This window comes from Pseudomonas sp. FFUP_PS_473, from assembly GCF_002858665.1.
GTDB classification, from domain to species: Bacteria; Pseudomonadota; Gammaproteobacteria; order Pseudomonadales; family Pseudomonadaceae; genus Aquipseudomonas; species Aquipseudomonas defluvii.
This window is the reverse complement of the sequence record NZ_PJQQ01000003.1, coordinates 182994-196529: the sequence shown is the minus strand read 5'-3', so window position 1 is coordinate 196529 and position 13536 is coordinate 182994. Positions and strand designations below refer to the sequence as shown.

Sequence of the window (13536 nt, the reverse complement as noted above, 5' to 3'; positions counted from 1 at the left end):
GCTGCAAGAATGCAGCCAGTTTGCTCAGGGTCTGCCAGAGGGGGGCTGCATGAATACCCTGATCAAGGGAATCAGGCTGCTGCCCAGGCGAATCAGGCGAGCAAGATTGCCGCTTCTGGCGCCCTTGCCGGTGAGGAAACCCAAGGCGACAACGGCGCCCAGCCCCCAGAGCGGCGCGTGTTTGATACCCAGGCCATCCTGCAGGTTGCCCGTCATTTTTTTCAGGCGAGTCAGTGGCTCGAGCAGCTCACCCGAGGCCTGGCGGATTTCCTGGCGGTGCATTTCCATTTGCAAGCGCACCAGCGCCTTGCGCAGGTCATGGCGGTTAGGTTTGTGGGGTAGCTGGGACAGGCTCATGGCAACAGGCGCTCCCGGTCTTTGGCCAGTTCTTCAAGGGTTGCACTGAAGGGGGAGGTCTCGTCGGATATCAGCGCCTTCAGGCGCAAGCCGCAAAACAGCGCCGCCAATCCATGGAACACACACAGGCCAATGATCCCGGCCAGTCGGTAGCTGTCCCAGAGCAGGATCAGTACCAGCACGGACAATGCGCCCAGCAGCAGCAGTGTGAACACCAAGGCCAGCCCGGCCAGCAGCAGCAGGCCTAGGCTTCGCGTTTTCTGTTCCTGCAACTCGATACCGAACAGTTCCACATGGCCGTGCAGCAGGCCCAGAACGGCGGCACCGAGCCGTCGGGAAGACGGCCCGTTGTTGGTTGTTTCGGTTTCCATACCGCAGGGCCTCAGCGACGGCTGGCCAGCAGGCCAATCAGGAGGCCGACACCCGCCGCGATACCCACCGAGCGCCATGGGTTGCTTTGTACATACTCCTCGGTGGCGCCCAAGGCTGCCTGACCGCGCTCGCGCAGAGAGTCTTCGGTCAATTTCAGGGTTTCTCGGGCGCGCAGCAGGCTGTCGTGGATTTGGGTGCGCAGTTCATCCGCCTGGTCGCCGGCCAGTGTCGCGGTATGTTCCAGCAGTTTTTCGGTGTCACGCACCAGGGTCTGGAAATCGGCCATCAGGGTTTCTTGAGCATTCTTTGCCATTTTGCTGGTCATCGGCGTTTCCCTCAGAGGCATGTGAATAGTTCGAGTGTGCAGCGGTATCAAAGGTTCACTGGTACAGCTTTTGCTGTGCTGTGGTGCATCCGGGCTCGTTCTTGCGCTGAATGTGGGCGTAAGGCCCGAGGCTAGTGGATAAACCTTAACCCAATCCAAGACAAACCCCAGAAAAAACTCAAGCAGGTACTGCGTTCGGCCTTGCAGGTGCGCCAAATCGGGGCGTCGCAAGGGGTGTGCGAACTGCTTTGGTGCTTTTTCTCCCCTTGCAGGCCTGCCTTTACATGGAAAACTTGCAAAGCGCCGTGGACACACTGGTTCATGGCTCCAACACCTTGTTCATCTTGCTGGGGGCCGTGATGGTCCTGGCCATGCATGCCGGTTTCGCCTTCCTTGAGGTGGGAACTGTGCGGCACAAGAATCAGGTCAACGCCTTGTCGAAGATCCTCAGTGACTTCGCCATTTCGACCTTGGCCTATTTCTTCGTGGGTTACTGGATTTCCTATGGTGTCAGCTTCATGCATCCGGCCGCCACGTTGGGTGCCGATCATGGCTATGGATTGGTCAAGTTCTTCTTTCTGCTGACCTTCGCGGCAGCGATCCCGGCGATTATTTCCGGTGGTATCGCCGAGCGTGCACGCTTTGTGCCGCAGTTGTGTGCCACCGCGCTGATCGTTGCCTTTGTCTATCCCTTTTTCGAGGGGGTTGTCTGGAACGGCAATTTCGGTGTCCAGGCCTGGTTGCAGGTGCGTTTCGGGGCAGGCTTCCATGACTTTGCCGGCTCTGTGGTGGTGCATGCCATGGGCGGTTGGCTGGCCTTGGCCGCAGTGTTGCTGCTGGGGCCGCGCAACGGTCGTTACCGTGAGGGACGCCTGGTGGCCTTTGCACCCTCCAATATCCCGTTTCTGGCCTTGGGGTCGTGGATTCTGATCGTCGGCTGGTTTGGCTTCAACGTCATGAGTGCGCAGACCTTGCAGGCCGTCAGCGGCCTGGTGGCAGTCAACTCGCTGATGGCGATGGTTGGTGGAACGTTGGCAGCGCTGCTGGTGGGGCGTAACGACCCTGGTTTTCTGCACAACGGACCGCTTGCCGGGTTGGTGGCTGTCTGTGCGGGTTCGGACCTCATGCACCCCGTTGGTGCGCTGGCAACCGGTGCAATTGCCGGTGCGCTGTTTGTCTGGTGTTTTACCGCGGCGCAGAACCGCTGGCAGCTTGATGATGTATTGGGTGTCTGGCCACTGCACGGCGTCTGCGGGGTCTGGGGCGGTATTGCCTGTGGCATTTTTGGCCAGAGTGCCATGGGTGGATTGGGCGGTGTCAGTCTGATCAGCCAGTTGATTGGCAGCCTGGCGGGGGTGTTGGTGGCGCTGGCTGGTGGTTTCAGCGTGTATGGTGTGATCAAGCGTGTGCATGGCTTGCGCCTGAGTCAGGAGCAGGAGTATTACGGCGCCGATTTGTCGATTCACAAGATCGGCGCCACCAGCCAGGACTGAGGCCGACTAGCGACCGCCCAGCAGCAGTGATTCGCAGGCTTCTATCGCTTCCAGCGGGCCGCTGAGCACCACGGCGTCGCCCGCATGCAGGCAGGTACTGGCATTGAGTTTCAAATCGTTACCCTGGCGCTGTACGGATTGCAGCTCGACACCCAGTGTCTCAAGGGCCAGTTCGCCCAGCGGACGGCCACAGGCATAGGCGTCGGCCCCCAGGCTCACAGCGTGCAGCAGCACTTTGGGTTGCCCTTCGCTGTCGATCAGGCTGGTCTGCGCACCATGATAGAAGCCATGGAGCAGGCGATAGCGGGTCCTGCGTACTTCGTCGACACGCTTTTGCACCTGGTCCTGCGGCAGGCCGAGCATGACCAGTGCATGGGAGGCCAGCATCAGGCTGGACTCCAGCAACTCCGGTACCACCGCGTTGGCACCGGCGGCGCGTAGTTCTTCGCGCTGGCTGTCATCACGGGTACGCACGAGAATTGGAACGTCACGGTTCAGTTGGCGTGCGGCCTTGAGCACATTCAAGGCAACTTCTGTCTTGTCCACGGCAATGACCAGCAGGCGTGCCCGGTCCAGGCCGATCGCCGCCAGCAGCTCGCCGCGGCGTGAGTCCCCGTAATGGACGTTGTGTTCCCCCGCTGCAGCTTCCTGCACGCGCACCGGGTCGTCATCCAGGGCGATGAAGGCGAGCTGCTCCTGGCGCAGGAAGCGTCCGATCGACTGGCCAACCCGGCCATAACCGCAAATCAGTACGTGGCCGCTCAGGGCAGCGCTCTGTGCGCCGATTTCTTCCAGTTGAACTTCCTGGTTGGGTTTGCGGTGCAGGCGTGCGGCGATAGAGGGCGCCGCGCGCAGCAGCAGGGGGGTGACCAGCATCGAGCAGAACGTTGCCGCCAGCAGCAGGTCGCCGAGCGCCTCGGGCAGCAGTTTGTTGTGTTGCATCTGGGCCATGAGGGCGAAACAGAATTCACCGCCTTGGGCCAGTGCCAGGCCGCTGCGCCATGCGGTCTCGCTGTCGCTGCCACGAACGCGAACCAGGGCGGCCACCACCGCGCCCTTGATAACCAGCAGGGCCAGGGTCAAGGCGAGGATCTCCAGGCCATGGCTGGCGAACAATTGCAGGTCGATCAGCATGCCGATACTGACGAAAAACAGCCCCAGCAGGATGTCGCGGAAGGGGCGAATGTCCGCCTCGATCTGATGGCGATAATGGCTTTCACCCAGCAGCATGCCGGCCAGGAACGCGCCCAGTGCCGGAGACAGGCCCAGCAGGTGTGTCAGCCAGGCCGTCAGCAGCACGATGACCAGCGCCAACAGAACGAACAGTTCCGCCGAATGAGAGTTGGCCACTTCGTGGAACAGTCGGGGCAGCAACCAGCGGCTGGCCATCAGCAGGCCGACGAAGAGGATCACCGTCTTGCCCAGCGTGAGTGGCAGTGCGAAGTACCACGCCTGGCCGCTTTGCCCGGCAAACACCGGTACCAGTGTCAGTAGTAGAACCGCCACGACATCCTGGAACAGCAATACACCGATCGCGTTCTGCCCGTGGCTGCTGAAAATCTCCCCGAGGCTGGTCAGCTCCTTGCTGACGATCGCGGTGGACGACAGCGCCAGGCCACCCCCCAGCAGCAATGCTGCGTTGGTCGGCATGCCGAGCAGGGCGAGTAGCCCGGCCAGTACAAACGTGGAGCAAATGACCTGAAGGCTGCCGAGGCCGAACACCACTTTGCGCAGCGCCATCATTTTCGACAGGGAAAATTCCAGGCCGAGGGAAAACAGCAGGAACACCACGCCCATTTCGGCAAGGTCCGGCAGTTCTTCGCTTTCATTGACCCAGTCCAGCGCGGTTGGGCCAACGAACAGGCCAACGCAGAGATAGCCGAGCACAGGTGGTAGCTGTACGCGGCGGAAGATGGCAATGACGACCAGCGATGACGCCAGAATGATCAGCAGGTTTGCAAACACAACATACTCCATGTACGAAAACAGCAAAAAAACACAAAAGCATAGCGCCAGGTGCTGCGTGGCTCCTTGATTCGAATCAGTATCGCAGGCGTCAGGGATGGCGTGGGGCAAGTGCCTCGACGGCCTCGTACCCTCGACCTAAAATACCCATTCATTCTCTTTATCGGTAACTGTCAATGCTTCCTGAATGCCAGCTGTTCGGCACCCTGGGATGTCACTTGTGTGAAGTGGCAGAAGCCCTGTTGATGCCGTTTGTCGAGCATGGCCTGTTGGTCGAACTGGTGGATATTGCCGAGGACGAGATGCAGGTCGAGCGTTATGGGCTGCGAATTCCCGTGCTGCGTCGTTGCGACAGCGGTGCCGAGTTGAACTGGCCTTTTGATGCCGAGCAGGTCGTCGCCTTTCTGCGCTGATGTCGTTTCTTCCCGGTGGCTTTTTCCTGGCGCACACCGGGCCTGGACGGGTTCACACTCTACTCCGTTGCCTCGGGAGCGGCAGCGTGTGTGACCTATTCAGCCAAAGGAGTGGCATCCATGAACCTTTCCAAACACTTCACCCTATCCGAGATGACCGCGTCCCGGACCGCCAGTCGCCTGGGTATCGATAACACCCCGAACGATGAGGCTTTGCTCAATCTCAAGCGCCTTTGCGCCACGCTGGAGCAGGTGCGCAGCCTGGTTGGCCGGCCCGTGCTGGTCAGCAGCGGTTACCGTTCACCCGCACTCAACCGCGCAGTGGGTGGCTCGCCCAAGAGTACACACAGGTTGGGGTTGGCGGCAGACATCAGTGTTGCGGGCATGGCTCCGCTGGAGCTGGCGCAGTTGATAGCGCAAAGCACGCTGGCGTTTGATCAACTGATACTGGAGTTCGACAGCTGGGTGCACCTGGGGTTATCGGCCTCTGCCGAGCGCCGGCAGATCCTGACGATTCGCAAGGGCACCGGTTACCTGCCTGGCCTGCAGTAAGTGAGGCGCTGTCATTGACGGCGTGCAGGTCACTCAATATGCTGTATATAGATACAGTATTTGCGGGCGGTTACGCCCAAGGACTCGAAACATGGTCAACGTCGAACAACTGAAGTACACCGTCAATCGCATGTCGGTCGAGATGGTCAGTGAGGCGGTGCTTGAACTGCGCCTTGACGGGCTTGTGCTTGAGGGCAAGACACCCTTCAACAAACTGCACTTCAACACCTGCTTCGCTGAAATAGAAGCCTTGTTTCAACGTGCCGGCTATCACCGCCCATTGGATGTGGTCGGTTATCAGGGGTTGCTGTATGCGCTGTATGACCCTACGCGCTGGGACGCCGTCGATGTACTGCGCTGGCTCAAGGAGTTCACCGAAGCGGCAGCGGTTCAGGCTGGCTGAGCTGAGTGCCATGCGGGATAATGGTCGGCCATTATCCTCTGGGTGTTCCCATGGCCTTCGCTTCATTCGATCCGGCACAGCATCAAGCCAGCACCGTCTGTCTCCCTCCAGGTGCCTGGTTAACGGTACTGGACTGCCTGTGTGATCACTTCAAGGCCATCGGGCGTGAACAATGGCTTGACCGTATTGCCCGGGGCCGTGTGCTGGATGCTCAGGGTGCACCGATCCCGGTCGACCTGCCCTATCGCCAAGGGCTGCGCATCCATTACTTTCGTGAAGTGCCTAACGAAAAGCCGATTCTCGTGCAGGAAACCCTGGTGCATGTGGATGAGCACCTGGTGGTGGCCGACAAACCGCATTTCTTGCCGGTAACGCCCACGGGCGAGTATGTCGAGCAGACCCTGCTGCGGCGGCTGATCCGTCGTCTGGATAACCCGAACCTGGTGCCGTTGCATCGCATCGATCGGCACACCGCAGGCCTGGTGCTGTTTTCTGCCAATCCACAGAGCCGTTCCGCGTATCAATCATTGTTTCCCAATCGGCAGATCGACAAGCGTTATCAGGCTATTGCCCCTGCCTTGCCAGCACTGGCGTTCCCCTTGGTGCATAAAAGCCGCCTGGTCAGTGGGGAGCCATTTTTCCGCATGCAGGAAGTAGACGGGGTCAGTAACAGCGAGACGCTGGCCGACGTGTTGGAAAAAAATGGCGAGTTCTGGCGGTATGGCCTGTCGCCAGTGACCGGCAAGACGCATCAGTTGCGCGTGCACATGACTGCGCTGGGGGCGAGCATCTGTAACGATCCTTTCTACCCAGAGGTGCGTCACGAGGATGACGATTACAGCAAGCCGCTGAAACTGCTGGCGCATAGCCTGCGTTTCAAGGACCCGTTAAGTGGTGAAGAGCGCTACTTCGAGAGCGAGCTGACGCTCGACTGGTAGATGGGGTGTCGGCGCACAGCCTTGTGGCTGTGCGCCTGACCGGTTCAGCGGTTGAAGCGTTCGACCAGCGAGTACTGGCTGGTGGCGGTGCGGGTCAACTCTTCGCTAAGCAGGGCAGAGTGCTGGGCCTGCTCGGAGGTTTGATCGGCCAGTTGAGCAATGGTGCTGATATTGCGGCTGATCTCATCGGCCACGGCAGTCTGCTCTTCGGTGGCGGCAGCGATCTGGGTGGTCATGTCGGTGATGTTGGCCACCGCTTCGCTGATACCCAGCAGTGCCTGGTCGGCTTCCATGACCCGAGCCACGCCTTCTTCGGCCTGACGATGGCCCGCTTCCATGGTCTGTACGGCGTTGCTGGCAGTTTGCTGCAGCTTGGCGATCAGCCCGTGGATCTGGCCGGTCGATTCGCTGGTGCGTTGTGCCAGTTGACGAACTTCATCCGCGACGACCGCGAAGCCGCGGCCCATTTCGCCGGCACGGGCAGCCTCGATTGCAGCGTTCAGTGCCAGCAGGTTGGTCTGGTCGGCAATGCCTTTGATCACATCAACCACGCCGCCGATTTCGTCACTGTCACGTGCCAGTTGCGTCACGGTCTGCCCGGTTTCGCCGACGGCCTGGGACAGGCGCTGGATGGCTTCGCGGGTTTCCCCTGCGATATCCCGGCCGCGTCCAGTCAGGCGATTTGCTTCCTGGGTGGCATCGGCGGTGCGTTGAACGTGGTTGGCCACTTCTTGAGTGGTGGCGGCCATCTGGTTGACGGCAGCGGCGACCTGTTCGGTTTCAACGCGTTGGCGCTCCAGCCCCGAGGAGCTGTTATGCGCCAGGGTGTCGGATTGACGCGCCTGTTCGTTCAGGTGTTCAGCGGTGTCCTGTAGGCGGGTCAGGCAGGTCTTGAGGCGTGCATCCTGGCTGAGCATTGCCATTTCCAGGCGGCCCTGAACTCCACGGCTGTCGCTGTACATTTGGGCGATCAGCGGGTCAGAGGTGGTCTGCTCGGCCAGACGCAGCAGGCGCTTGAGGCCGCGTTGTTGCCAGGTCAGGCCCATCAGGCCCAGTGGCACGGACAAGCCAGCGGCCAGGGCAAAGCCCCACGAATGGCCGAGCCAGTTACCGATCAGGAAACCGATCTGGCTGACCAGAATGAACGGTAGCCAGTCCTGCAGCACCGGCAGCCACTTGTCACGCTTTGGAATAGCCGACTTGCCCTGGTTGATTCGCTCGTACAACCCTTGGGCGCGGCGTATTTGTTCAGCCGTCGGTTTTACCCGCACGGACTCGTAGCCGACGACCTGATTGTTTTCAAAAACAGGAGTCACGTAGGCGTTGACCCAGTAGTGATCACCGTTCTTGCAGCGGTTCTTGACGATACCCATCCATGGCAGTCCCTGTTTCAGGGTGCCCCACATGTGAGCAAATACCGCCGGCGGCACGTCCGGATGGCGAACCAGGTTGTGTGGGGCGCGCAACAGCTCCTCTCGCGAGAAACCGCTGATTTCGACGAAGGCATCGTTGCAGTAGGTAATCAGACCTTTGGCATCGGTAGTCGAAATCAAACGTTGTTGATCTGGAAACGTCCGTTCGCGCTGGGTAATCGGCTGGTTATTACGCATTAGCTGTTCAATCCGGAAGGCTTTCGAGGGGTATCGGCAGCGAGTTGTTTTTATTGAGTCGATTTTTGCAGCCATTGATCGAGCGCAGGGTTTTCAATCATGACCTGAGTTATGCGAAAAAAGCTGTAGATTTTAGAAAATTGCAAGCATTCTTTCATGCTTTTGACATAAAAGTCAGCAACTGACCAGTCGTTCACACTTTGGCTCATTTATTCAGCATTGGGTAGGTGAACAAACTGAAATGCAGCAGGTTCAGGGTGAAGTGGCTGACAACTGCTGCCAGCAGCCCGCCATGGCGGTAAACCAGGCCGTAACCTGCGCCTGCAATGCTTGCCAGTACCACCCATTGCCAACCGCCACCGAGGTGGGCCAGGCCGAATACGCCTGCGGCCAACAGCAGCGCCAGGCGCTGGCCATGCTCACGGTGCCTGAGCAGGTGTTGCAGGCCACCCTGAATGTACCCGCGAAACAGCACTTCCTCGGTCACGCTCACCAGCAGCAGGTTGTTGGCCAGCCATAGCCAGCCCTGTGTTGGCCATTTCGGTGCCCAGGCGACCATGCCGAGCAATTGTGCACTGCCCAGGCAGGCCATAGCGATCATGGCGGTCATGGTTGCAATCATGGGGACGCCGGTGGAGGTGTTGCGTGTGCCGGCCAGCATCCACGGGCAAGCCAGCAGTATCCAGAACGCGATCAGCGGCTTATCCAGGTTCAGGTACATCGAGTAGGGTGCGGCGTCGGTACTGAAGCGTTGCGCGTCGATGACTTTGGCGCTGTTGAAGCCGGGAAGCCAATGCAGGGCCAGCCCCGCCGCGAGCAGCACGAACAACCCATGGCCGCAGGCCTTCAACCAGCTGCTGCGAGGTCGTTGCACAAGCGCTGCCGCACACAGCAGCAGGATTAACCCGGGTAGGGCGGCACGTGTCAGTTGGCCCTGGCTCAGCGCGAAGGCGTAACCGAGGCAGAGCAGGGCAAGGGCAACCCCACGAGGTGATGGCATGTCGATTACCTTACGGTGAAGTCCGCGATGTTGGACTTGAACTGCACGGTAAAAGACACGCCTTTTTACGGGGCAACGACGATGGCCGCAGGGCCATCCATCAGGCCCCCTTGCCGGCGATCAGCTGCCGCAGCACGTAGTGCAGGATGCCGCCTGCCTTGAAGTACTCCACTTCGTTCAGGGTGTCGATGCGGCACAAGACCTCCAGGCTATCCTCGCGACCGTTGTCCCGGGTGATACGCAGGCGCAGCGCCATTCCCGGTGAAAGGACAGTCCCGCTCAGGCCAAGGATATCGATACGCTCATCCCCCTTGAACCCCAGGGTCTTGCGATTTTGTCCGGGCCTGAATTGCAGGGGCAGTACGCCCATGCCCACCAGGTTGGAGCGGTGGATACGCTCAAAGCTTTCCGCCAGTACTGCTTTCACACCCAGCAGGTTGGTGCCCTTGGCAGCCCAGTCGCGGCTGGACCCGGTGCCATACTCTTGACCAGCGATCACCACCAGTGGCGTGCCGTCGGTGCGGTAGCGCATGGCGGCATCGTAGATCGACAGTTTCTCGCCGCTGGGAATATGCACGGTGTTACCGCCTTCTTCGCCACCGAGCATTTCGTTGCGGATACGGATATTGGCGAAGGTGCCGCGCATCATCACCTCATGGTTGCCGCGACGAGAGCCGTAGGAGTTGAAATCAGGCGGGGCCACGCCCTTGTCGCGCAGGTAGCGCCCGGCCGGGCTGTCAGCCTTGATGTTGCCGGCTGGCGAGATATGGTCGGTGGTCACCGAATCACCCAGCAATGCCAGGATGCGTGCGCCGTGAATGTCTTGAATCTGTGGCAGCGGGCCAGTGATGTCATCGAAGAACGGTGGGTGTTGAATATAGGTCGAGTCGTTCTGCCAGGCGTAGGTGGCAGCCTGCGGTACCTCGATGGCTTGCCATTGGGCGTCTCCTGCAAAGACTTCGGCATACTCTTTATGGAACATCGCCGTATCGACGCTGGCCACGGCCATGGCAATTTCCTGTTGGCTGGGCCAGATGTCGCGCAGGTAGACGGGTTGGCCGTCCCGGCCAGTGCCCAGCGGTTCTTTGCTCAGGTCGATACGTACGCTGCCGGCCAGGGCGTAGGCCACCACCAGCGGCGGCGAAGCCAACCAGTTGGTTTTCACCAGAGGGTGCACACGGCCTTCAAAGTTGCGGTTGCCGGAGAGTACCGACGCTACGGTCAGGTCATGCTCGGTAATCGCCTTTTCGATGGGCGCGTCCAGAGGGCCGGAGTTACCGATGCAGGTGGTACAGCCATAGCCCACCAGGTCGAAGCCAAGGTCATTCAGGTAAGGGGTCAGGCCTGCTGCCTGGTAATAGTCAGTCACCACTTTTGAGCCGGGTGCCAGCGAGCTCTTCACCCAGAGTTTGCGTTGCAAGCCTTTCTCCACGGCTTTTTTGGCCACCAGCCCGGCAGCCATCATTACGCTGGGGTTGGAGGTGTTGGTACAGGAGGTTATGGCGGCGATGACCACCGCCCCCTCTTGCAGAGCCGGATAATCGCTGCCAGTAGTCACCCTGCCATTGCGCGCGCTCGCCTTGGGTTGCAGGCTCATGAAGTCATCGAAGGCTTGGCGGACCTGCGAAAGCGCCACGCGGTCCTGCGGGCGTTTCGGGCCTGCAAGGCTGGCTTCGACGCTGTTCAGGTCCAGTGCCAGGGTGTCGGTAAAGGCGGGCGCGTGGCCGGGCAGGCGCCATAGGCCTTGCGCTTTGCAATAGGCCTCGACCCGTTTCACGGTTGCCTCGGGCCGACCCGACAGGCGCAGGTAATCCAGGGTGATGTCGTCGACCGGGAAGAAGCCGCAGGTGGCACCGTATTCCGGGGCCATGTTGGCGATCGTGGCGCGGTCGGCCAAGGGCAGGTCGGCCAGGCCGTCGCCATAGAACTCAACGAATTTGCCGACCACGCCTTTCTTGCGCAGCATCTGGGTGACGGTCAACACCAGGTCGGTGGCCGTGATGCCCTCGCGCAGTTTGCCGGTCAATTGGAAACCAATCACTTCGGGGATCAGCATGGAAACTGGCTGGCCGAGCATGGCTGCCTCTGCTTCGATGCCGCCCACCCCCCAACCCAGTACGCCCAGGCCGTTGATCATGGTGGTGTGCGAGTCAGTGCCAACCAGTGTGTCGGGAAAGGCGTAGGTACGGCCGTCCTCCTCGCGGGTCCAGACGGTCTGCCCCAGATACTCGAGGTTGACCTGATGGCAAATGCCGGTACCTGGCGGTACCACACGGAAATTGTTGAACGCATTTTGCCCCCAGCGCAGAAAGGCATAGCGTTCGCCATTGCGCTGCATTTCGATGTCGACGTTTTCACTGAACGCCTGCTGGCTGGCGTAGCGGTCGACCATCACTGAGTGGTCGATCACCAGGTCCACCGGTGACAGCGGGTTGATGCGCTGAGGGTCTCCCCCGGCCTTGGCCATGGCAGCGCGCATGGCCGCCAGGTCGACCACCGCGGGTACCCCGGTGAAATCCTGCATCAGTACCCGCGCCGGGCGGTACTGGATTTCGCGGTCGGACCGGCGATTTTCAAGCCATTTGGCCAGGGCGGTCAGGTCGCTGCCGGTGACCGTCTTGCCGTCCTCCCAGCGCAACAGGTTTTCCAGCAGTACCTTGAGCGACAGGGGCAGTGCGCTCAGGTCGCCCAGGCTGCGGGCGGCCTCAGGCAGGCTGTAATAGTGATAGAGGCAGTTGCCTACCGTCAGGGTCTTGAGGGTATTCAGGCTGTCGAGCGAGGGCATGGGTCAACTCCTTCTGGGCCGGTGATCGGCAATCGCCCTGCGGTCGCCGAACTCACCGTCAAGGTGTCGGTCCGCAACGCACGGACCTGGCTGAAGGGTCAGGTTAGACCTGATTGCCGGGCCTGGCTAAATACTGGACCGGCGGGACGTGTCACTGGTTCCTAAACTCCTTTATCATTCGCCGATTTGCCGCCGTTGCGCCGTGCGCTCGGCCAGGGTCTGCTGCGTGTGCTGCCGACCGTCCTGGAGTGATTGATGAATACCCTGTTTATGCATTGCCGACCCGGTTTCGAGGGCGAAGTCTGTTCCGAAATCGCCGAGCATGCCGCACGGCTGAATGTGGCCGGTTATGCCAAGGCCAAACCGCAAAGCGCGTGCGCCGAGTTCATTTGCAACGACGCCGAAGGTGCCGAGCGGCTGATGCGTGAACTGCGTTTCTCGCAGTTGATTTTCCCTCGGCAATGGGCCCGTGGCAGTTTTGTCGAACTGCCTGAAACCGACCGGATCAGCTTGCTGCTGGAGACTCTGGCCGAGTACCCGGTGTGCGGCAGCCTCTGGCTGGAGGTCATGGACAGTAACGACGGCAAGGAACTGTCGACGTTCTGCCGCAAGTTCGAGGGGCCGCTGCGCAAGGCGTTGCTCAACGCTGGCCGGCTGGTGGACGACGCTGCCAAGCCGCGCTTGCTGCTGACCTTTGTCAGTGGCCGGCGGGTGTTTGTCGGGTTGGCCGCGGCGGACAATTCGGCCATGTGGCCGATGGGGATCCCGCGGCTGAAATTCCCGCGTGAAGCCCCAAGCCGCTCAACCCTGAAGCTGGAAGAAGCCTGGCACCACTTTATTCCACGCGATCAATGGCCGCAGCGCCTGTCTGAAGACATGACCGGGGTCGACCTGGGTGCCGCACCGGGTGGCTGGACCTATCAACTGGTCAAGCGCGGTATGCTGGTGACGGCTATCGACAATGGGCCAATGGCTGAAAGCTTGATGGACACCGGGCTGGTCCAGCACTTGATGGCCGATGGTTTTACCTACAAGCCCAAGCAGACCGTAGACTGGATGGTCTGTGACATCGTCGAGAAGCCGGCGCGTAGTGCAGCACTGCTGGAAACCTGGCTGGGCGAGGGCCTGTGCCGCGAAGCGGTGGTCAACCTGAAATTGCCGATGAAGCAGCGCTATGCCGAGGTTCGGCGTTTGCTGGAGCGCATCGAAGAAGGCTTCAAAGCGCGCAAGGTCAAGGTATCGATTGGCTGCAAGCAGCTGTATCACGACCGTGAAGAGGTCACCTGCCATCTGCGCCGACTGGATATGAAACCACGTTGAGGC

13 protein-coding genes are annotated in these 13536 nt (G+C 60.5%); 6 read left to right on the top strand and 7 right to left on the bottom strand.

Features of this window, described 5'->3' with window-relative positions:
- Positions 1-24: 24 nt before the first annotated feature.
- The 3 genes from CYD26_RS03430 to CYD26_RS03420 are packed head-to-tail and all read right to left on the bottom strand — an operon-like array spanning position 25 to position 1054.
- Entirely contained in the window at positions 25-357 is a 333-nt protein-coding gene (locus CYD26_RS03430; protein WP_099775415.1) for a hypothetical protein, read from the bottom strand.
- Positions 354-728 carry a phage holin family protein gene (locus CYD26_RS03425; RefSeq protein ID WP_065761165.1) on the bottom strand — a complete coding sequence of 125 codons (375 nt, stop codon included), beginning with the start codon at positions 726-728 and terminating at the stop codon, positions 354-356. The genes CYD26_RS03430 and CYD26_RS03425 overlap by 4 nt, the downstream gene beginning before the upstream one ends.
- 11 nt (positions 729-739) lie before the next feature.
- Positions 740-1054 (bottom strand): YqjD family protein, encoded by a 315-nt coding sequence (locus CYD26_RS03420; RefSeq protein ID WP_065761166.1) that lies wholly within the window; start codon positions 1052-1054, stop codon positions 740-742.
- Positions 1055-1338: 284 nt separating this feature from the next.
- On the opposite strand from CYD26_RS03420, the gene CYD26_RS03415 reads away from it, so the two are divergent.
- Positions 1339-2547 (top strand): ammonium transporter, encoded by a 1209-nt coding sequence (locus CYD26_RS03415; RefSeq protein WP_102051804.1) that lies wholly within the window; start codon positions 1339-1341, stop codon positions 2545-2547.
- 6 nt (positions 2548-2553) lie between these two features.
- Here the strand turns inward: CYD26_RS03415 and CYD26_RS03410 are convergent, their stop codons facing one another.
- Positions 2554-4512 carry a monovalent cation:proton antiporter-2 (CPA2) family protein gene (locus CYD26_RS03410; protein ID WP_099775414.1) on the bottom strand — a complete coding sequence of 653 codons (1959 nt, stop codon included), beginning with the start codon at positions 4510-4512 and terminating at the stop codon, positions 2554-2556.
- Between the two features lie 176 nt (positions 4513-4688).
- Here CYD26_RS03410 and CYD26_RS03405 point away from each other — a divergent pair, with 176 nt between their 5' ends.
- The 4 genes from CYD26_RS03405 (at position 4689) to CYD26_RS03390 (ending at position 6818) form a co-directional block, all read left to right on the top strand.
- Complete coding sequence (locus tag CYD26_RS03405; protein ID WP_065761169.1) at positions 4689-4925, top strand: glutaredoxin family protein; 237 nt, start codon at positions 4689-4691, stop codon at positions 4923-4925.
- 120 nt (positions 4926-5045) lie between these two features.
- The gene (locus CYD26_RS03400; protein WP_102051803.1) at positions 5046-5477 is read left to right on the top strand and encodes a D-Ala-D-Ala carboxypeptidase family metallohydrolase; all 432 of its coding nucleotides are present in this window, start codon (positions 5046-5048) and stop codon (positions 5475-5477) included.
- A gap of 91 nt (positions 5478-5568) precedes the next feature.
- On the top strand, positions 5569-5880 hold the full coding sequence (locus tag CYD26_RS03395) for a transcriptional regulator (protein ID WP_065761171.1): 312 nt from the start codon (positions 5569-5571) through the stop codon (positions 5878-5880).
- 50 nt (positions 5881-5930) lie between these two features.
- Complete coding sequence (locus tag CYD26_RS03390; protein ID WP_065761174.1) at positions 5931-6818, top strand: pseudouridine synthase; 888 nt, start codon at positions 5931-5933, stop codon at positions 6816-6818.
- A gap of 44 nt (positions 6819-6862) precedes the next feature.
- Here the strand turns inward: CYD26_RS03390 and CYD26_RS03385 are convergent, their stop codons facing one another.
- From CYD26_RS03385 to acnA, 3 genes are all read right to left on the bottom strand, one after another.
- Positions 6863-8428: a PAS domain-containing methyl-accepting chemotaxis protein gene (locus tag CYD26_RS03385; protein WP_099775412.1), complete on the bottom strand. Its 1566-nt coding sequence runs from the start codon at positions 8426-8428 to the stop codon at positions 6863-6865.
- Positions 8429-8633: 205 nt separating this feature from the next.
- Positions 8634-9428: a CPBP family intramembrane glutamic endopeptidase gene (locus CYD26_RS03380; RefSeq protein WP_102051802.1), complete on the bottom strand. Its 795-nt coding sequence runs from the start codon at positions 9426-9428 to the stop codon at positions 8634-8636.
- A 100-nt stretch (positions 9429-9528) separates the two neighbouring features.
- A complete protein-coding gene (gene acnA / locus CYD26_RS03375; RefSeq protein WP_102051801.1) occupies positions 9529-12213 on the bottom strand; it encodes an aconitate hydratase AcnA in 2685 nt (894 codons plus the stop codon).
- Between the two features lie 255 nt (positions 12214-12468).
- On the opposite strand from acnA, the gene rlmM reads away from it, so the two are divergent.
- Positions 12469-13533, top strand: coding sequence for a 23S rRNA (cytidine(2498)-2'-O)-methyltransferase RlmM (gene rlmM / locus CYD26_RS03370; protein ID WP_102051800.1), 1065 nt, complete (start codon positions 12469-12471; stop codon positions 13531-13533).
- Positions 13534-13536 lie beyond the last annotated feature (3 nt).